The 19,804-nt window shown below is 45.5% G+C and carries 17 protein-coding genes; 3 read left to right on the top strand and 14 right to left on the bottom strand.

Annotated features, from left to right (window positions below):
• Positions 1–28 precede the first annotated feature (28 nt).
• The 5 genes from J0A65_RS11015 to J0A65_RS10995 form a co-directional block, all read right to left on the bottom strand.
• The gene (locus J0A65_RS11015) at positions 29–958 is read right to left on the bottom strand and encodes a PEP-CTERM sorting domain-containing protein (protein ID WP_206594234.1); all 930 of its coding nucleotides are present in this window, start codon (positions 956–958) and stop codon (positions 29–31) included.
• Between the two features lie 374 nt (positions 959–1,332).
• Positions 1,333–4,062 carry an XrtA/PEP-CTERM system TPR-repeat protein PrsT gene (gene prsT, locus J0A65_RS11010; RefSeq protein WP_206594233.1) on the bottom strand — a complete coding sequence of 910 codons (2,730 nt, stop codon included), beginning with the start codon at positions 4,060–4,062 and terminating at the stop codon, positions 1,333–1,335.
• Positions 4,063–4,248: 186 nt separating this feature from the next.
• Positions 4,249–5,496, bottom strand: coding sequence for a UDP-N-acetyl-D-mannosamine dehydrogenase (wecC, locus tag J0A65_RS11005; RefSeq protein ID WP_206594232.1), 1,248 nt, complete (start codon positions 5,494–5,496; stop codon positions 4,249–4,251).
• 5 nt (positions 5,497–5,501) lie between these two features.
• Positions 5,502–6,623, bottom strand: a complete 1,122-nt coding sequence (gene wecB / locus J0A65_RS11000; RefSeq protein WP_206594231.1) for a non-hydrolyzing UDP-N-acetylglucosamine 2-epimerase — start codon at positions 6,621–6,623, stop codon at positions 5,502–5,504.
• A gap of 15 nt (positions 6,624–6,638) precedes the next feature.
• Entirely contained in the window at positions 6,639–6,878 is a 240-nt protein-coding gene (locus tag J0A65_RS10995) for an acyl carrier protein (RefSeq protein ID WP_206594230.1), read from the bottom strand.
• 142 nt (positions 6,879–7,020) lie between these two features.
• On the opposite strand from J0A65_RS10995, the gene J0A65_RS10990 reads away from it, so the two are divergent.
• From J0A65_RS10990 to J0A65_RS10980, 3 genes are read left to right on the top strand one after another with little or no spacing between them, the layout of a single operon-like run.
• Positions 7,021–8,598 (top strand): acyl-CoA ligase (AMP-forming), exosortase A system-associated, encoded by a 1,578-nt coding sequence (locus tag J0A65_RS10990; RefSeq protein ID WP_206594229.1) that lies wholly within the window; start codon positions 7,021–7,023, stop codon positions 8,596–8,598.
• Positions 8,595–9,830 (top strand): pyridoxal-dependent decarboxylase, exosortase A system-associated, encoded by a 1,236-nt coding sequence (locus J0A65_RS10985; protein WP_206594228.1) that lies wholly within the window; start codon positions 8,595–8,597, stop codon positions 9,828–9,830. Before J0A65_RS10990 ends, J0A65_RS10985 begins: the two co-directional genes overlap by 4 nt.
• 12 nt (positions 9,831–9,842) lie before the next feature.
• Positions 9,843–10,859: an acyltransferase family protein gene (locus J0A65_RS10980; protein ID WP_206594227.1), complete on the top strand. Its 1,017-nt coding sequence runs from the start codon at positions 9,843–9,845 to the stop codon at positions 10,857–10,859.
• A gap of 9 nt (positions 10,860–10,868) precedes the next feature.
• Here the strand turns inward: J0A65_RS10980 and J0A65_RS10975 are convergent, their stop codons facing one another.
• From J0A65_RS10975 to J0A65_RS10935, 9 genes are all read right to left on the bottom strand, one after another.
• A complete protein-coding gene (locus tag J0A65_RS10975; protein ID WP_206594226.1) occupies positions 10,869–11,708 on the bottom strand; it encodes a hydrolase 1, exosortase A system-associated in 840 nt (279 codons plus the stop codon).
• Positions 11,701–12,486, bottom strand: coding sequence for an alpha/beta hydrolase family protein (locus J0A65_RS10970; RefSeq protein WP_206594225.1), 786 nt, complete (start codon positions 12,484–12,486; stop codon positions 11,701–11,703). The genes J0A65_RS10975 and J0A65_RS10970 overlap by 8 nt, the downstream gene beginning before the upstream one ends.
• Positions 12,487–12,540: 54 nt before the next feature.
• Positions 12,541–13,389: a glycosyltransferase family 2 protein gene (locus J0A65_RS10965; protein WP_206594224.1), complete on the bottom strand. Its 849-nt coding sequence runs from the start codon at positions 13,387–13,389 to the stop codon at positions 12,541–12,543.
• Between the two features lie 42 nt (positions 13,390–13,431).
• A complete protein-coding gene (locus tag J0A65_RS10960; RefSeq protein WP_206594223.1) occupies positions 13,432–14,415 on the bottom strand; it encodes a right-handed parallel beta-helix repeat-containing protein in 984 nt (327 codons plus the stop codon).
• A gap of 6 nt (positions 14,416–14,421) precedes the next feature.
• Complete coding sequence (locus J0A65_RS10955; protein WP_206594222.1) at positions 14,422–15,114, bottom strand: tetratricopeptide repeat protein; 693 nt, start codon at positions 15,112–15,114, stop codon at positions 14,422–14,424.
• A gap of 4 nt (positions 15,115–15,118) precedes the next feature.
• Complete coding sequence (locus J0A65_RS10950; RefSeq protein WP_206594221.1) at positions 15,119–16,189, bottom strand: GNAT family N-acetyltransferase; 1,071 nt, start codon at positions 16,187–16,189, stop codon at positions 15,119–15,121.
• Between the two features lie 18 nt (positions 16,190–16,207).
• Entirely contained in the window at positions 16,208–17,443 is a 1,236-nt protein-coding gene (locus J0A65_RS10945; protein WP_206594220.1) for a glycosyltransferase, read from the bottom strand.
• A 104-nt stretch (positions 17,444–17,547) separates the two neighbouring features.
• Positions 17,548–18,594, bottom strand: coding sequence for a GNAT family N-acetyltransferase (locus J0A65_RS10940; RefSeq protein ID WP_206594219.1), 1,047 nt, complete (start codon positions 18,592–18,594; stop codon positions 17,548–17,550).
• Between the two features lie 33 nt (positions 18,595–18,627).
• Positions 18,628–19,803, bottom strand: a complete 1,176-nt coding sequence (locus tag J0A65_RS10935; protein ID WP_206594218.1) for a DegT/DnrJ/EryC1/StrS family aminotransferase — start codon at positions 19,801–19,803, stop codon at positions 18,628–18,630.
• Position 19,804: the final 1 nt, after the last annotated feature.

Below are 19,804 nucleotides of genomic sequence, written 5' to 3'. Positions count from 1 at the left end.
TCCGTTTTTGTATCAGCTCAAAAATCTATTAAGACTTACGACGACGGCTCAAACCACCCAGAGCCAACAGAGACATACCAAACATAGCTAAGGTACCTGGCTCTGGCACGCGGAAAGTGACACTTCCGTCGTGGTTAGTGCTGACATAGTACATGTCGTCACCATTAGCACCATCATTACCAGCATCAGCAGCAAACTGACTCAACAATACGTTAGTGTCGAAGTGACCATCAAAGAAGATTTCCATGATGTCATTACCCAGAGAGCCTGCACCACACTCATTCCAAATGTCGTAGAAGCCATCGTTACCATTACAGCTGTGAGTTGCTGAATGGAACAGGTTTCTCAGGTCAGTTCCACCTAGACTAAGCATTGCGCCGATACCAGTGAAGTCAACTTCACCGAAAATAGCAGTACCCAAGCCATCTGGACCACCGAAATCTACATTCACGTTCATGAAATTCTGCTGAGCACCGCCCAGTTCTGATACATAGAAATTGATAACACCTGGGCCATATGAAAGCAGAGGGATGCTGCCGTTAAATCCACTTACCACACCGGTCAGGTTACTGAAACCAAAGCTAACCACCCAGCTACCATCAGGAGAAATACCATAGTCGTTGCTGGTGCTTGAGGGGTTGAAACCAGTAATAAGGTTTGAATCCAGGCTACCAAAAGCAGATGATGGGTGCGGGTTGCTCATGCCAGGCAACAGGGAAACACCTAAACCACCATTAGTGATTACAGTATCACCAACATCGATACCGTTGTTATCAACGTCGATAATAGTAGTAGATGAATCATACAGAATAGTAGCTTCATCTTTGTTGCCAGTACAAGTTGCACAATTACCTACATTCACTGAGCCGTAAGCGGTGCCAACATCCAAGTAAAATGGGTCAGCCGCTGCAGTACCAGCCAGTGCTAACAAAGAAACTGCTAATAGTGACTTCTTCATATCTTCGCTCCTCAAGTTCTTTACATTGTTGTGAGACGACTTGTTGTGAGACGACTCACCAACATTCCAATAAATTCACGTTGCCGCCTAACTGTACAAAGCACCCTTTATGCCAACTTTTTAAAACATTGTTTTTTATGAGTTTTCTCTAAAAGCAACTCTGAGCCAACAAAAATAAAACACGATACTGTTAAAAACACTGACACCTGAAAAGCCAGAGATACGAAACATTCAATTCTGCAGTGTGTGGGCTGCCAAATGGGTAAGCAATAGGTCTAACGCATCTACGTTGTAAACTGCAGGTAAAACAAAGCCTCAAGCACATCGAATGCATTTGAGGCCCAACAGACATAGTTGACTAAGCCAACTTTAAGTTAATTTAATTGTTGGATTAAAGAGGCAACTTGTTCCGCGTATTCCTGCGCATCAATACTCTCCAATAAGGTTTTGGCTTCTTGCTTTTGTCCCTGGGCGATCAAGACTTCAGCCAAATGCAGCTTTACATTGTTTGAATCCCGCTTACCGAGAGAATCTCTCAAACTGCTTTCAGCTAAGTTGAGTTCACCCCGCTTAAAATAGATCCATCCCAAGGTGTCTTTGACGCTGGCAGATTCGGGTGCCACCTTCTCAGCTGCTTTCGCACTTTGTAACGCACTATCCAATTCCGCTGCCTGTAACTGATTCCATGCCAGGTTGTTTAACACCACGGCATTGTTGGGCAATGCTTTATCTAACAGACTGTAATATTTAATTGCTTGACGGGGTAAAGCATTGGCGGAGAAGAATTCTGCCGCCGCGTTAGTGGCTTTAACTTTCTGCTTTCCTGTTAGTTTTTCCAACTCCCCATCAAAGACTGTTGTTGCCTCTTCCCCTTTACCATTTAAGTGCAGCGAATTGGCTAATAATAGTGCTGACTGCAGCGAGGGGTATTGATTGTAATATCCTCGATAACAGGTTGCCGCTTGTTGATTCTTACCATCCATTTGCATGACCTGGCACTCCAACAGAACCAAATAGGGCACAGGTCCCCAGTTGCTGCGAAGTAACTCTAATTCTCTTCTGGCCCTGTCAATTTCTCCGGCTTTGATATCAAAGTTAACTCGCAGTAGCTTTAAGGTTCGAGAAGCTGGAAACTGCACTAACGCCGTTGACACCAATTCCCTGGCACCACTAATATCATTCTGCACTTCCGCGGCCCCTATACCTCGCAGCCAGGCATCTTCTTCCTGAGGAAACTTCTCTCTCCAGGACTTGTATGCAGCTCGTGCTGCTACAACATCTTCCATCTGCATTAAACTATCGCCTAAATACTTCCATCCCCGGCCATCCAAGCTGTCTTTTTTCTCATTCAATAGTGAAATTGCTTTTTCAGGCTGCTCGTTGGCACGATAAAAATTTGCCAGTGCCAGCAACGGCGAAGAAAGACTCGGATTTTTCGCCATATGCGCTTGCAGAAGCTTTTCAATATCGCCAGCCTGTCCTGATAGCGCACCAATCCGAATCAGTGTCATCAACGTTCTGAAATTGTCTGGTAGGAAGGTCAGAATGTTTTTAGCTTGTGCTATGGCGGACGGATAATCATTCTCCGCTATCTCAGCATTAAGCAAAAGCTGATTAGCCCCCAGATGTTCAGGCTCCACTTTCAACACGTCCATCAAGGCCTGCTTAGCCTCTTCGGGTTTATTAAGATGGGTTAGTATTACACTTTTTAGCGTCAAACCATTTGCTGCATCCGTCTTTGCCCATTCATCAGCCAACGCTAATGCCTTCTGAGTCTCATTTTTTTGCAGATATTCTCTGGCTAAAGAGACCCATCCTTGCTTTAAAGATTCGTCTTGTCGAATAGCGGCTTCAAGATTTGCGATACCTGACTCATCTGCCGTGGCAATTTTCAATAACCCTTCCCGAAGCAGATTTAATGCATTGTCGGCGTCAACTTCATTCGCTTTCTTCAAAAAAGACTTAGCAGCTTCAATATCACCCTGCAATGCTAGACGCATGCCGGTATCGGCAAACAAGTCAGCGCTGTTGGTGATATCATCCAACGCATTCAGTGTGTTCTTGGCTTCATTGGTATATCCCAATAACAATTGAGTCTGTGCCAACACCTTATGTATCTGACTATCATTCGGCATACTCTGCGCAGCTCGCTGCAAGTAACGATATGCAATCTCCAGTCGTTGTAATTGAAAAGCGCTAATACCGGCGATAACATTGGCAGCCGGAATATCCATACCATTTTGTACGGCCTTCTCAGCTGGCGGTAAGGCCTCGGCATAGTCCTTTTGCAAAAATCTCACATTAGCCTTCAATAAATTTGCATAGGCATTTTCTTTACTGACTTTGAGCAAATCATCTATATGCTTCTCTGCCGCATCAAACTGGCCAGTTTGGGTCAGGGCATCAGCCAATTGAAATTTGGCCATATACAGCTTTGGCTGTTGCTCAACCACTTTAGTCAGGGCTTCAACAGCCTCTGAATAGTGTTGCTGCGCCGAAGCGGTTCTGCCGCGTAACCAATCTTTTTCAATTGGCTCACTACTAGTTTCAGTAAAACTGGATATACTTTCCTGCACCGCAGCAAAATCCCTTTTTGCTAGTGCAAGATACCCCGAAGCAATAAAACGATCGTCACCAATCAGTTGCTCTGGAACTTTTAGCTGTTCCAATTGATCATCACTGGAATATATTTTTGCCAAGAAAGCATATAAGTGCGCTTTGCTAAGCGCGTCAGGGCTTTCAATTTCAGCTTCTTCCAATACCCATTGCGCCTGACCAAAATCGTTTTGGTAATAGTAAAGCTTAGTCAACAGCGGAATAACCTGGTCGGCATTAGCGCCAAGTTCGGAAGCCCTGGTTAGCTCTTTCTCGGCTGCGCCATATTCACTCTGAGAAAGGTAAATACTGCCCAGCATGAGTCTCACATCAGCGGATTGCGGAGCTAGAACTACTGCATTTTTTAGTTCGATTACTGCAGCATCTTCGTCGCCATCCAATAATAAAGTCTGGGCACTTGTAATATGATCTTCAGCTGATTTATTAGTACAGGCTGACATTGCTGTCGCAACAATAAGCGCTGCAATAGTATTTAAAGCAGTTTTCATGATTCCTTCCTCAACAAAATAGACACCATAGCAACCTGAATTGATTGATTTTGGTTATCTCACCATCATACATACTTGCTAATACTGATACAGTAGTTATCAATGAATTAAAAAAGAATAAAGTCAAAGAAAAAGGCTCTGATATTACCTTAAAGGTTTCAGAGCCCTTTATAAATTGCAGGGGTTCTAAAAACGGCTAAACAAACCGCGGGTATCCACAACAACCTTGGTATTGATGTCGTTGCTATGAAGTGCTTTAAAGGGTTTGTGATCTACTAGTACAACCAACACATTGGCCATCTCTAATGCTTGCTGCAATGATACAAGCTCAACCCCCTGCCCTTGTAGTTTGCCAGGTAGTTCCTGAATGTTAGGTTCTACCGCCAAAATCTGGCCAATATTGGCATTTGCCAGTTCACAAGTGATATCTAAAGCAGGACTTTCCCTTAAATCATCAATGTCGGCCTTAAAGGCCAATCCCAGACACGCCACTATAGGCCGTTTGAATTGATCAGCGGCAGCTTTTACTTTACTGACAACATATTCCGGCTTGTGATCGTTAATCTCCCGCGCGGTACGAATAATCCTTGCTTCATCTGGTGCTGAGTCAACAATGAACCAAGGATCCACTGCGATACAGTGTCCCCCCACACCAGGGCCGGGGCTGAGAATATTTACACGTGGGTGGCGATTGGCCAATGCAATCAATTCCCATACATTAATCTTAAGTTTGTCACAGATAATTGATAGTTCGTTGGCAAAAGCGATGTTCACATCCCTGAAAGAGTTTTCTGTCAGTTTCGCCATTTCAGCCGTACGAGCATTAGTAGAGATACATTCACCGCGAACGAAGGTTTTATAAAGCTCGGTAGCCATTTCACAACATTTAGCCGTTAATCCACCGATGATTCTATCGTTCGAAACCAGTTCTTCCAAAACGCGTCCGGGCAACACCCTCTCTGGGCAGTGCGCAACGAACATATTAGGTTCGCTATTAGACGCACCTGGGAAATGTAAGTCTGGCCGTTGTTCCTGCAACCAAGCAGCCAGCTTTTCCGTCGCACCTACCGGTGATGTAGACTCGAGAATAACTAGATTTCCTTTCTCTAATACTGGGGCAATGGCTTTTGCGGCAGCTTCAATGTAAGACAAATCAGGTTGATGCCCCTCTTTGAAAGGCGTCGGCACAGCAATCATAAAAGCATCGGCAGGCTCAGGGGTCATTGAAGCGCGCAGTTTTCCCATAGTTACTGCAGCCTGGACCACCATATCCAAGTCTGGCTCAACAATGTGTACTTTACCTTGGTTGATCGTCTCAACCGCTCTTTGTGACACATCAATACCAATAACTTCAATACCACGTGACGCAATCACGGCAGCCGTTGGCAGGCCTATATACCCCAACCCCACCACTGAAACTTTCTTAAATGCCATTTTTCTTATCCTAAAATTATGTTCGCAATTCGCTCACAAGCTTTGCCATCACCATAAGGGTTATGGGCCACACTCATTTGTTGATAGGCATCGCTGTCATCCAATAGTCGACTTACTTCACTGACAATTAATCCATCATCGGTTCCTACCAGTTTAACTGTACCGGCCTCAACGGCTTCTGGACGCTCAGTGGTGTCTCGCATGACTAATACTGGCTTACCTAAAGACGGCGCTTCTTCTTGAATACCACCAGAATCCGTCAAAATCAGATAGGACTGGCTCATCAAATACACAAACGGCAGATAGTCTTGCGGTTCAATCAAGTGCACTTGCTTAGCATTACCAAGGATGCGCTCTACCGGCTCCCGGACGTTAGGATTCAAATGCACCGGGTAGCAGATTTGCACATCGTCTCGCTCGGACAACTGTTGAAGCGCATGGCAGATTCGCTCAAATCCGCCACCAAAACTTTCCCGGCGATGCCCTGTTACCAAAATAAGCTTTTTGCTGGGGTCGATAAAATCGAACTTGCTGGCAAACTTATCCGTTAGCGTCTTATCACTATTTATCTTATCAACAACCTGCAAAAGCGCGTCGATAACCGTATTGCCAGTAACAAAAACAGTTTCATCGTTAACATTCTCAGCCAACAGGTTAGCTCTTGAACCTTGAGTCGGCGCAAAATGCAGAGCGCTCAATACCCCCGTCAAACGGCGATTACTCTCTTCCGGCCATGGACTGTATATATTGCCTGTACGCAATCCGGCTTCCACATGCCCAACCGGAATACGCTGATAAAAAGCCGCCAACGACGCTGAAAATGTAGTTGTAGTATCGCCATGGACTAAAACCAAGTCAGGCTTGGCATCCTGCATTACACCTTTCAAGCCCAACAATGCTCGACTCGTAATGTCATACAGATCCTGCCCTGGTTGCATTAAATCCAGGTCGTAGTCGGGGGTCAGATCAAACAGACTCAACACTTGGTCCAACATCTGACGATGTTGAGCCGTTACACATACCTTTACATTCAACTCTGGATGCTCGCGCAGGGCCAAAACCAATGGCGCCATTTTTATGGCCTCAGGTCTAGTGCCAAAGACCAATAAAATATTCTTGTATGACATAGCTACACACCAAAACTAAATTTTGTTTTCAACAAATGAAACCAGGCTACCAAAAGTCTCAAATACATCCGCACTGATTTCATCATCATCCACTTCAAACCCAAAGTTTTCTTCTAAGGTGGTCAACAACGTAACAATGGCCATAGAATCAAATTCAGCAATAGCACCAAGTAACGGCGTATCCTGTTCAAATTGGGTCTCTTCGTCTAATTGCAAAGTGCTAACAATGATAGTTCTAACGTGCTCGGCAACCATGAAATTTCCTGTAAATTGAAAATAATTAGTTTTTCCGTCCGCCTATCCGTGGACATTGGCGATACGCTTGTTCAATATACGCATTGTTTCATTATTTTAGTGATTTAGGAACCGCCTGGTTACAAAGGAATTATGCTGTCGTATGGCCCGCTTTGTTCATCATTTAATTACGCATTCAGCACATGTCTCGCCTGAAAAAACGGCGCTGATATTTAAGCAACAACATTTTACATACCAGCAATTGCACAATGAACAGCAACGGCTGGCATCTGCATTGACTGAATTAAACATAAAGCGGCACGACAGAGTTGCCGTTTACCTACCCAAATGCCCAGAAGCCGTGCTGAGCTTGTTTGCCAGTAGCGCTGCAGGTGGAGTTTTTGTTCCAATTAATCACGTACTCAAAGCACCACAAGTCCAACATATCCTGACGGATTGCGACGTCAGTGTGCTAATAACAAGTTCGGATCGAGCTAAAACTCTACAAGGTACTTTGCCGCAATGTGAACAACTAAAACATGTAATTCTGGTAGATAAACCTTTGCAATTAGCTATCCCCCAGCAGATGCACTTTCTGTCTTCATTGCTGGACTCAGCCACTGCCCGCCCTTTGGTGACAGCAACAGACAATGATATGGCTGCTATCCTGTATACATCAGGCAGCACAGGTAAACCTAAAGGCGTGGTGCTATCGCACCGGAATATTCTAGCTGGTGCTGAAAGCGTGTCTGAGTACCTGGGTAATCACCCGGACGATGTGATCCTGGCGTTGCTCCCCATGAGCTTTGACTACGGCCTGAATCAGATAACGACGGCCTTTTTAACCGGCGCCACCTGTGTGTTGATGGATTATCTGTTACCCGGAGATGTGGTAAAAACCATTGAGAAACACGGCGTCACCGGACTGGCTGCCGTTCCGCCCTTATGGCAACAGTTGATTAAAGCCAAGTGGACAGAACAGGCCACAGCATCATTACGTTACTTTACTAATTCCGGCGGGGCGATGCCCGCTCCGGTTTTAGCCGAACTTAGACGCATATTTCACAGGGCCAAACCCTATTTAATGTACGGTTTAACTGAAGCATTTCGCAGTACTTACCTGCCGCCTGAATTAGTCGATGAACGCCCTGGCTCTATGGGCAAGGCTATTCCCAACGCGGAGATTATGGTGGTACGGGAAGACGGTACAGAGTGCGCACCGGATGAACCTGGTGAACTAGTCCATCGAGGTCCTCATGTCAGTCTTGGCTACTGGAATGCGCCAGACAAGACCGCCGAGCGTTTTAAACCTGTTCCCAAAGCAGTCAACGGCTTGATGCTGACTGAGATGGCGGTGTGGTCAGGTGACACGGTCAAGAAGGACAAGGACGGTTATTTATACTTTGTAGGACGTCGTGATGAAATGATCAAAACCTCAGGCTACCGGGTCAGCCCAATGGAGGTTGAAGACGCCTGTTATGCAGCATCCGACCTGATTGACGAAGTTGTCGCCTGTGGGGTCGCTGATGCAGAACTGGGGCAAGCCATTGCAGTAAAAATTGTGCTGAAAAAAGGCTGCGCATTAACTCAGGAGGAGGTTCTTAAACTGATTAAAAAGGACACCCCTAACTTTATGCACCCTAAGTATATTGAGCTGGTTGATGCTCTGCCACGCAACCCGAATGGCAAGGTAGACAGAAGTGCAATTAGTCAGGAATTGAAATCGAGGTATGCACAATGAATAAAGCAGTGCCGGTGCATGCACCCATGAATCAGTTTGACGTTAAAAACAAGCAATTACTGATTGGTGGCAAGTGCCTGGATGAAATAGCGGCGATACTGGATAAAGAGGTGTTTTATGCCTACGATTTCGAGGTGATAAAGCGCCAGGTCGCGATTTTTCATCAGCATATTCCGTCTTCTATCAAGTTACACTTTGCCATCAAAGCCAATCCTTACCCCGCTTTGGTAAACAGTATGCGGCTATTAGTGGCGGGATTTGATGTTGCATCCCATAAAGAAATGCTACTTGCATTGCAAAGCGGTATGCCAAGCGAAGACATTAGTTTTGCTGGCCCGGCCAAACAGGCTGGGGAAATTCGCGCTGCAATAGTAGCGGGCGTGACCCTGCATGTAGAATCAGAAACTGAACTGCAACGTGCTATAGATGAAGGGCAGCGGTTAGGTATAAAACCTATTGTCGCTTTTCGCGTGAATCCTGCCTTTGAGCTTAAAGCCTCGGGTATGAAAATGGGCGGCGGGCCTAAACAGTTTGGTATCGATGAAGAGCGTCTGTTTGAATTATTGCCAGAACTGGATTATTCGCAATTTGATTTTCGTGGCTTCCATATCTTCTGGGGTTCGCAGAACCTAAAGCAGGACGCCATTATCGAAGCCCATGATAACACTTTTGCCCTGGCCCATAAGCTTATTGAAGCAACACCAGTTGCCGTTAGAACTATCAATCTGGGTGGCGGCTTTGGTATCCCCTACTTCGCCGGCGAAGAACGCTTAGATCTCACACCGATTGGAGAAAATCTGCAGCGCTTGCTCGAACAATATCCTCTCATTGCTGATATAGAATTGGTAATAGAGTTGGGACGATTCTTAGTGGCGGAAGCTGGCATCTATGCCGCCAAAATTACCGATATAAAAGTATCCAGAGGCCAAACCTTCCTGATGACCAATGGCGGTTTGCATCACCACTTGTCAAACTCAGGCAACTTTGGCCAAGTAATCCGAAAAAACTACCCTGTTGCCATAGGCAATAAGATGGGAGACGTGCCAACTGAGGCTAAAGTTATGGCTGTCGGACCACTTTGCACGCCATTGGATACACTGGCAGATAAAATGACGCTGCCTCAAGCCGTTATCGGAGATTGGCTGGTAATATTCCAGTCTGGTGCCTATGGCCCCACAGCCAGCCCCCAGGATTTTCTCGGACACCCTCATGTCACCGAAATACTGTTATAAATAAAATCATCAATGCAGATTGACAAGGATATCAGCCAACGCATATCTATCGCCCGAATAGTGATGATATTTGGCATTGTGATTCTGCATCTACCTCCCCATCAGCCCCTAGCCGAGGTTGGTCAGGATTTTTTCAGCTATGTTCGGGCATTTTTTTCATACGGCGTTTTTCGGGCTTCCGTTCCTGTACTCACCGCGGTGTCTGGTTACTTAGTTTTCAAGTTTGCACTGGCACAGCAGCCTAGGCTGTTGCTCAAGAAAAAGAGCAAAACCATTCTCCTACCGCTGTTGCTATGGAACATACCTCTGGCTGCTGCCATTTTTATAGCGCAGATGTACCATTTATCAGACCATCCTTTTTCCGCGCAGTTATATCCATTCAGCCTTGACGCATGGTTGGACGGGCTACTTGGACTTTACACGCAACCTGTCAATTACCCCTTGAACTTCTTACGGGATCTATATGCGGTCTGTCTGCTGTCCCCTCTCTTGCTGCTATTACTGAGGGTAAATTTTATTCTGACTGTCGCTTGTCTCGCCGCTGTATATTACTGGAATCTGGATGGAATGCTGGTAATCCGTAATTCTATGCTCATCAGTTTTGCAACTGGTGCTATGGTAGCCTGGTATGGGGTTGACCCGCGCAAATTGGACAGATTTGCCTGGATGCTTTTCACTCTGTTTATCGGGTTTTGCATCTATCTGGTGTTGTTTAAAGTTGAGAATCGAGAGGGTCTTCGAATGCTTGCCCCTTTTCTCATCTGGCCCATTCTTGGGAAGTTGGCTGGCAGTGCGCTTGGTAGCCACCTAGTACGATATTCTAAGTACAGCTTCATCCTTTTTATGTCTCACGCCCCGGTAATTCTGATTCTTTGGTATCTTTTTGGCAAGCCTGAGCATGGCGAAAACAGCTATCTATTATATTGGCTAACTGCAAGTCCTCTTTCCCTGATTATCGCAATACTAATGCACAAAGTTATGACAAAGTTCTCCCCAAGACTAAAGGGTCTGATGCTGGGGGAGAGGTAAAACCCAATGTTAATCTTGGGACATTTCCATGACCATATTAATGGTGAGTTTTTCTACCTCACGCTTCCAAGCCTGGCAGGAAAAAGTATGGTCGGCTTCGCTGATACGATGAATTTGGACTTTCTCCTTTTTAAGTCCAGTCCATCCTTTTGTTCCAAGCGCCTGTTGCTCAAACTCTCTGGCCGTCAAGTCCACGCCACTTAGCACAAGTAAGGTGGTACCACCGAAAGCATTGAAGCCATTTTGCATACGTTGTTGATAACTGCCCTGTTCAGCAGCCTGCTTGCTGACACTATCCTTAAGGTGCCCACCGGCATCCCGCAAACTACCGCTAAGGTTAACTCCACCACTTAACAATTTTTTCCAAAATGCCTTGCTAAAAAGTCTTTTCAAATAATAGTGGCGCAGCATGGTTTGTCCCTTAGCGCCACTGTTCTCGAGCCAGGGATTAAGTAGAATCAAGCCTTTAACCCTGTCATCTTTAGAGGCATAAATCATTGCCGCCGACGCAGCATCACAAAGTCCCCAAATTACCACGTTATCGATATCTGCATTAGCATGGAAGGCCTGCATTGCCTGTGCAATATCGTCATCTATTGCATCAAAGGATTCCTTTCTCCCCTGACTGTCGCCCATACCGCGATAATCGAAACGCATGGATGGAATACCAGCATCAGCAAGCGCCCTGGATAGTTGAACAAATTGCCTGTGACTACCGACCCTGTATTGCGGCCCCCCAACAATCAGCAGCACACCCGTTCTCGCAGGCGATTCACCTTTGCCTTTGTGCACAATGCCTAAACAGCGATGCTGCCCCACCTCAAAACTTATCGCCTTTTCGTTATGCATCAATTCCAACCCCTTTCAATACCGCTTCATTTAAGTCCGGCTCGTCAAAGATCTCAGGAGACTGCCAGAATGGTTTGCTGGGTAACGCAAAAAACTGATGGGTTGGCCACGCCAGACGATATTTGTCCACAGCAGGTAATAAAGTGGTGCTGCCCAATTCATGCCAACAAAGTGAGGACAGTGGCTCGTCCATGGGTATATGCATAGCTTCCAAGCTCGCCACTAAGGTTTCAGACAGGAGGTATCCAGCGATCTCTACCGATTCTCCCTGGCGAATTTTCCCCCGCCAATCTACCTTCTCGGCATTTCCAGCCAAGGCCTGATTGGTTACTTTCAAGCGCATCAGTTGATTGACCAATGTTTTACCCGAGGTAATAGGCTTCCAAACTAACTGACGAGTTACGGGTAGCTGCTTAACCAATTCGGTTTGTCCATCTAATTGCAATAGGGCACCAAAACGCACCCCCCACAATGTCAGCGTTTGCACACCTTGCCCAATCATCCACTGACCTACAGCAACAACATCTTTACGCCATCTAAGCGCGCAGCCCTCTGATAGCTCCCCCTCACTATCCCCAGTGCCATAGTAATCCATCAGCACACTGCCCATTCCTCGCGAAGCGAGAGCCTGCGCCTGCTTGGCGATAACCGCCCGGGACAAATTCATTTCTTCAAACAAGGCCGGCAAGATTAACACCGCATGTTTGGACATCGGACCAAACTGCGTAGCAAAAAGATTTCCATCTGTAGTGGGTACAAAATGACCGGATATCGTCATTATTCTCATCTTTAATTGGGTGAATGGATAAGCACTCGAGCAGAGCGTTTAGTGCTAAGACGCTCTCGATTGAACTCGCTCGGCGATCTGTTGCTTGGTTTTACTTAATGACCAGAAATAGCCGTGCTTTTTAAAGTAATACAACAGTCCCATACCATGTTTAAGTACAAAACGGTTAAACTTTATGCCTCGTGACAGTTCTTGAGCATCATGCACCATAGCCACGTCAGGCAGATAAGCAATTTTGAATCCTGCTTTCCATACCCGCAGACAATAGTCCACATCCTCTGGAGCATAGAAAATTTCCTCATCAAGTGGCCCAACAATGTCAAATACCTCTTTGCGTAATAACCAACAGGCGGAAATCAAGTAATCCACTTCAATAGTCTGCTGAGGCTGTTCGGTATTTTGTTCCATGCCACGCAGGAAGAAATAACGACTAAGCTTGCGCTGTAAGGTAGGAAACTCATCGTAAGACAACTGAAAATTACCGGAACGGTAATTCAGTCTCGGCCCCACCATTCCGTAATCAGTATGGCTATCCAGAAAGTCATGCATTCTTCGCAGGCATTCCGGAGTTAAAAAAGCATCGGAGTCTAATACCAGCAGAAAACGCCCTTCGGACGCCTTAATTGCTGCATTTCTGGAACGTGTAGTGCCTAAATTAATCTCGGAATACAGTACCTTAAGCTTATCTCCGTATTGTGATTGGGCAGCGTTAAGCAGAGTTACCGTCCCATCAATAGAACCGTTTTCAAAGATCACCACTTCACCATCAATACCGACCTTTTCCATCGCTCCAAAAGCATACTGCAAACATTTCTCCACACACTTGGCAGAATTAAAGGTCAGAACAATAATACTCAGTTCAACCGGGGGATCACTGGCGGGTGCATTTGACATGGCGTTCCTTTATTGAGTTTTCTGTTGTGATTATTTTGTCAGCTACTGAAGTGTAGGTAAGGCCGGCGCAGCTGGCAGTCCGGCTTCTTCGCGACTCGAAAACACCATATTCCCTTCACGCAACGCCGCTGCAGGACGGCCCACAATTAAATTCCCAACAACGTAGGGCACAACCTGGTCATTTTTAATGTGCAGTAAGGTATTAATACCATTTCGCTCCATCAAAAAGATATTGCCACTGGCCTCGATGCTATTCACTTCGTGCTTATAGCCTTCCAGACCATAACCAATCATATCACCGTTAGACGTTTGCTCACCTTGTTGTAAAACACTGTCTCTGATAACCAACACCCCACCGTTTGGAATATCCAGTAACCTGCTATCTACCCCATCCAACGACGCAACAGTCGTTCTCTCTACCACCGTCTTCTGTGCCCGAGACTTGATTTCCATCCCTTCACTTTTTGATGCCAGAAAAAACGAATCAACAATATAAAGTTCTCCACCACCTACATAGATGCCATGAGCTTGACCATTTTTGCCCAAGCGTTCAAAGCGACTATTACGAATAACCACCAGCCCAGGTTCATGTCCGGTTAAGAGTCCCTGCTCTGAATCATGAAAATACACATGATTGAGTTCCAGATTCTTCCCCTCAAACCGCACACATGCTCCATTCTTATGTGGCACGCTGATCCCGGAGCATTCAATATGTTCAATGACGATATCGGAAGCCCGAATCACTAACGGGCCTTTTCCCTCAATAGCGGCCGTTCGCAGATGCGTTTGGCCAGGTACACCACGAATAGTGACAAAATCAGTTTTCAGTACAGCTGCCTGGTTATAAATACCTGCCCCAAGCTCAATCACGTCACCGGGTTTAGCCTCTGCAAAAGCATCGACCAATGAAGCAACCGGCTTTCCTTGCAACAATATTTGTGGCTCAGCAAGTACGCCTGCTGTGAATAGGCAGAGCGTCAAAAAAGAACATCGCACTTTAGCAAGTAATCGTCCTACGCCACTCATATGAAACTAGTACCCCTTCGCTTTTAACAATCTGTCTAAACCGTCGAGTGGAAATTGCTTTTCCCTGGCTAGCTCATAGTAACGACGGGCTTCATCATAGTCGCCTTTATTAAACAGCAGTAGACCCAGGTTATAAGCCGTTTCCGGATTTTCATCGCGCTTGTAGGCTTCACGATAATGATGCTCAGCTAACTCAAATTGCTTTTGCCTATGCAGGTAAACGGCATAAACCAAATAGAGATGCGCCTGGCCAGGTTGGAACTGAATAGCTCGCTGAAAGTAGCATTCAGGGGGAGTTTTGAAGGGAACAATAGTCACCTTACGAATAGCCGACTCGCGTTCTCTTCGTCTCTCCAAATCCATCACAGCTTGCAATGCAGGGACGTGATTAGGGTAGGCCCTGAGCGTATAGTCATATTCCTGCATGGCTAATTTGTAATTGATTTCTGTTAGCGTCGATTTATCTGCTACGTGCCGATTTCCTTTACCATAGTGAATTCTGTCTATTTCCCATAATCGGGCTTTACTCCATAGTTCACTGTTTTCACCCGACGCCACAACTTCAAAGTAATCATAAGGGCCAAAGCCTTGACTGTTCCCCTCACATTGCCGTCCATTCAACGTATTGCCAAACCATCCCAAGGAGAACACTTGAAATGATAAACAGTTAAGCAACAACAGAGCTACCAGCTTTTTCATGTTCTTACTCTTTTCCTTTCACACGCAAGAAAGTCGCTTTAAACCATCTTCTCAACTTAGCGCTAAAAAAAGCAACCTGTCCCTTAAACGTGTTGGGATATAAATGCACACATAGATGCTCCCGAACATCATTACACCAAATCATCTTGTGGGGCATGATATCACCGAGAAAATCAAATTCCTGATAACCTTGGTCTATTAACAAACGAAGGTCATCTTCCACCAGCATTGCACCTGGCGAAATGTCATTAAAGTCATTGTCAAATGAGGTTTTCATCTGCCCCACTACACCATGGTCACGATAACACAGGTTATAGGCGATGGGCTGCCCTTCAGACAACAAGACACTTGCCCACAATTTATTTTGAGCTGCCAGCCAGGGGAGCAACTTTTCATAATAAGATGACTCTCGCTGGTTACTTGAAATATCCATGCCAGCGTCTACTTTCCAGCTCTTTTGCTCAATAAATAAAATCATCTCCAGCAACTCGGGTGACGCCTGCTCGAAACGGCGTACTTGCAATTCAGGCCGACCTTCCAGTTCTTTTTGACGATGATTAATTTTGTATCTGACTTTGCGACTCTTAGCACTCAGGATAGTTTTCCAGTCTTCCTTGAGAGGCATAAAAGGAGAACTATCGCCAACCATTTCAAGATAGCCAAACACCTTATCACTCTGCAACGCTTGTAAAAGCTGAGCATCCTTTGTCACCCCAACCCAAGACAGCATGCTAAGATCCATTTCGGCCATATTGTCTCGCAAAGTACACAACACATCATGGGTAAATTCAGGTTCCACAATCAGTTGCTGATGATACGACACCATATTTCCGGCCGCTTCGATCCGCCCCGGATGTCTCGCAGATACATAAAAGGGCAACGCCCCAACAAGACGCTGGTCTTTATAGAACATCATCACCTTTACGGGTTGGGAGAATGCAGCACTGCAACAAGCAATCCATCCAGGGCGCATCGACGGATTAAAGCTAAAACGTTCAATCAGCGCTTCCCATTCCTGACCGCTCTGGTTAGTAACTTCATCCAGCGCAACTATCTTGCTTACCAGCTTTTGCACAACAGCATACCCATAAAATTAGTGTTTAAGATTATCCGACTGGTTATCTCTGATTTCCACCAGTTCATTCAATGTCTGGGCCAGTCTGGCAGTCAAACTTCGGCGGGAATACTGCTGAATTTTAACCAAATGCTCAGCTTTAGGAGCCCCTCCTAAAGCATCCATAAACGCCTGGAGGTTCGTTTGAATCTTTGCGACATCATCAAGAGGTGCCCGGCAGTGCATATCAAAGTCTGCCAACAACTTTGCCGTTTCACCTTGCTCATCCACCAAACCTAAAATGGGTTTGTGGCACCGCAGATATTCGTAGAGCTTAGCGGGAACCGCCGGGTTGGATGTGGCCCCCTGAAAAATAAGCAATCCATCGACATTAGCCATTTCAGTTAAGGCTTGTTGGTATGGAATGGCCGGCGCCAATCTGACTATATCGTCTAGCCCTAACTGATTAATCATGTCTTGATACACCGAGTCATAACCACTAGCCCTGAAGATAATCTCCAGATTATCCGAGCTAACCTTTCCGCATTCTTTCAGTTCCCTTACAGCCTGCAAAAAAACCTGGGGATTGCGGTCAGAGCTGTAATACAAGACGCCGCTGTGCAGCAAAGTCTTCTTTCGTTTTTCTGCCTCAGGCGGTGGAATAGAAACTTGCGCGCTGATGTCCTGAAACACCTTTTCATCGTAACCATTTTCGATAACACAGAGTTTTGACGGGTCCATCCATGGATAACGCTCGAAACAGATCTGTTTAGCGCCATCGGTGCAGAACACCAACTTAGCCGCATGTTTGGCGGCCTGCTTCTCGATCCATAAGCGAAATTTCCTGACATACCTATCCGCCGGGGCCCAATGTTGAGTTACCGCATTAAACTCCACCATAGGATCGCGAAAATCGGCAACCCATGGTTTCCCCGTTAGCCGGCTTATTGCCCAGCCGATATAGTGTGCGGTAGCAATAGGATAGGTCGACCAGATGACATCAGGTTTGAATTGCCAATTAAGCAGTAAACCTTTAGGTACTGCGCTGAATATCCAACTCGACCAACGGTCCGGCCAAGCCAGGCAATTGAGGTATTTCCCACGAAATGCAAGGTGTCGGGCGGTATCCAGACACAGAGAGCGTTTAACCACAACCTGTTCGGGTACATCAAGACCGTTTGAAATATTTTCGTGTGCCGCTGGATTGACAGTTAACACCATGGGGTGCCAGCCAAATTCGCCTAAATACTGGCTGAATCTGAGCGTTCTCTGCACTCCACTGCTTCCTGAAAATGGCGGGTAGTGAAATGCGATCATCAATACTTTATTCGACACGCTAACTATCCTTAGATTGACCTATGACGTAATACAGCAATTCACTATTTAGAAAACCTTTTTTTAAACCAGGACTTAAACAAATCGAAGTAATAGAACAGTCTACCGCTCAGACTCTTTCTATAAAAAGTAACCTGGCTTTGAGAGTAAATATCATTGGTCCACTTCATTTTTGATGGCTCCACTACTCCCATATAATCGTAAACCGTCACATTATGCGCTATCAGGTATTTAATGATCTCCAGGTTCAATAGATTTCCCGGAGAATATGCATTAAATTCGCTTTTGTAGCTCATTTTTAGATTTTCGAATACACCATTGAAAAGCATGCCATAACAATGCGCGACCGGTTGCTCATCGACAAAGAGGATAAAAGTTTTTAGCCAGCCTTGTTGCGCAGCAACCTCTGAGAATTTTTCGTAAAAGGCCTTCTGTATCGGATTTTTCGTTATTGAGGTGCCATCCTGTTCTTTCCAGGAATTTTTCTCAATTTCGTAGATGTGCTCCAGCATTTCAGCACATCTTTCCGGCGTCTCATATAATCTGGCTTGCACCTTCCCTTGCTCTGACAGTTTTTTCAAACCATTTCTTAGGGTATACCGAAACTTCTTATCGAACCTCGCAGTATATTCATCCAGTGACGATGGTAAGCAGATATAGGGAGATTGAATGACTTGTTCAATCTGGTGTCTCAAGCCGTTTTTATTTAGGCTTGCCACTAACTGATTTTGCGCAATGGAGTTATCTACCAGAAGCAAACGACTCTTGTGCCATCCTTGCAGACTTTGCAAATTATCCAGGAACACGTCCATAGACTCTACAGGCGCAGCGAGTCTGATAGCCACACTGCTTCGCGTTGAGTATTTCCAGCACCCTTGGTGTAATGTTTTGAACGGCAAAAATCGATATTCTTTCTCAACAAAACCTACAAAACAAACGGCCCCCGAATTGTCAACTGCATTAATTTCAACAACGTCAGGCAACTGGTGAACATCATTAACTGCAGCAAACCACTCTGCCGTATTGCAGACTCCAGGACTGGTGATATCCGGTATACTTGAAACCAGCAATTTATTTAATTCATATTCCACGCTAGCACCGAAAGAGTTGAGTTTCAGATAGCTCTACAGGGAGCTTTTTTGACTAAATAACGTATTCACCACTTTTTTGGTATGATGAATATCAATCGAATTAAGATTTTGATGGATAGAAAAACAGATCATTGAACCAGATAAGTAGCGGGCGTCATCCACCGCTGCCTGAGAGGCACTTTTTCCATCGTAGAGAGAGGCATGCAGTTCTTCACCAAAGGTGAAAAAGCTAACGTCATTCGCCAGCAGTTTGTAGTCATACTGCTGGCGATTTTCCAATATCACCGGAACAGCCCAAGGCACAACATTAAGCTCTGAGTCTGCATAGGGAAGGTGAAATGCTTCAACTTTGGAAAAATCATCTGATAAATCCTGATAGTTCTTCAAGATCCCGGCTACTTGGGAATTGAATCTGGCATTTTTAATTATGTATTTACTCAGCCAGGGGATGTCAAAATCGTAATGTAATTCATCAACCGGATAAAACGTAACCTCCTGAGAAGTTTCGACCGGCGCGTCAAAATCAACCCTCACATCATCCTGATAGTGATAGTGCCCCAGAATACATCGCAGGCCCAACAGCATATTGTCAAAAATATGCTCCGCAATCTGCTTTCCCAACCTGAGTGACTGTATTAAGGGTTGTGCGGGTTTCTTCTTCTCTGTTTTCTGCAAAGTAGCAGGTGCGCGAGCTACCCACCCACCTCCTTGAACAGACGGTAGCATTTTCCAAAAAGAGTAAATGCTGATATCTCCCCTGCCGCCCGACAATCTAACAGGGGAAATCGCTGCAACAGAATGAGAACAATCCTCGATAAGTAACGTGTTGTTCGCCTCACATAACGTTGGCAACGCTTGAAGAGGTTGCTCGAAGCCGAAAAAATTAATAATCACTACAGCTGCAACATTTTCATTCAGTTTGTCAGCCAATTCTGCAAAATCGATCTGAAGATCTTTCTTTATGCGGTAGTACTCAACTTCGAATCCCGCCTTCAAAATAGGTTGAACAACGGTAGGGCAATGAAATGCAGGTATCAGCACTCGCTGACCAAATATAGATTTATCTATACGCGAAAAGACATCGTACAGCGCAGTTCTGGCTTTGTAGGAAAATTCGCCGCCTTTTTGGACAAACTCATCCACGACATTGCCAGTAAAACTTGGCAACACTGAGGTAAGTGTGGGCGTTGGGTGGGGCTTACGTCTCATA

Source organism: Bowmanella yangjiangensis, assembly GCF_017255015.1.
GTDB classification, from domain to species: domain Bacteria; phylum Pseudomonadota; class Gammaproteobacteria; order Enterobacterales; family Alteromonadaceae; genus Bowmanella; species Bowmanella yangjiangensis.
The sequence above is the reverse complement of the archived record's forward strand: the minus strand, read 5'-3'. Positions and strand labels throughout refer to the sequence as shown.

Coding starts and splice junctions, on each gene's coding strand:
- wecC (WP_206594232.1), bottom strand. CDS start 5,496: ATGGCATTTAAGAAAGTTTCAGTGGTGGGGTTGGGGTATATAGGCCTG.
- J0A65_RS10955 (WP_206594222.1), bottom strand. CDS start 15,114: ATGAAAAAGCTGGTAGCTCTGTTGTTGCTTAACTGTTTATCATTTCAA.
- J0A65_RS10980 (WP_206594227.1), top strand. CDS start 9,843: ATGCAGATTGACAAGGATATCAGCCAACGCATATCTATCGCCCGAATA.
- J0A65_RS10960 (WP_206594223.1), bottom strand. CDS start 14,415: ATGAGTGGCGTAGGACGATTACTTGCTAAAGTGCGATGTTCTTTTTTG.
- J0A65_RS10975 (WP_206594226.1), bottom strand. CDS start 11,708: ATGCATAACGAAAAGGCGATAAGTTTTGAGGTGGGGCAGCATCGCTGT.
- J0A65_RS10990 (WP_206594229.1), top strand. CDS start 7,021: ATGGCCCGCTTTGTTCATCATTTAATTACGCATTCAGCACATGTCTCG.
- J0A65_RS10995 (WP_206594230.1), bottom strand. CDS start 6,878: ATGGTTGCCGAGCACGTTAGAACTATCATTGTTAGCACTTTGCAATTA.
- prsT (WP_206594233.1), bottom strand. CDS start 4,062: ATGAAAACTGCTTTAAATACTATTGCAGCGCTTATTGTTGCGACAGCA.
- J0A65_RS10965 (WP_206594224.1), bottom strand. CDS start 13,389: ATGTCAAATGCACCCGCCAGTGATCCCCCGGTTGAACTGAGTATTATT.
- J0A65_RS10985 (WP_206594228.1), top strand. CDS start 8,595: ATGAATAAAGCAGTGCCGGTGCATGCACCCATGAATCAGTTTGACGTT.
- J0A65_RS10970 (WP_206594225.1), bottom strand. CDS start 12,486: ATGACGATATCCGGTCATTTTGTACCCACTACAGATGGAAATCTTTTT.
- wecB (WP_206594231.1), bottom strand. CDS start 6,623: ATGTCATACAAGAATATTTTATTGGTCTTTGGCACTAGACCTGAGGCC.
- J0A65_RS11015 (WP_206594234.1), bottom strand. CDS start 958: ATGAAGAAGTCACTATTAGCAGTTTCTTTGTTAGCACTGGCTGGTACT.
- J0A65_RS10935 (WP_206594218.1), bottom strand. CDS start 19,803: ATGAGACGTAAGCCCCACCCAACGCCCACACTTACCTCAGTGTTGCCA.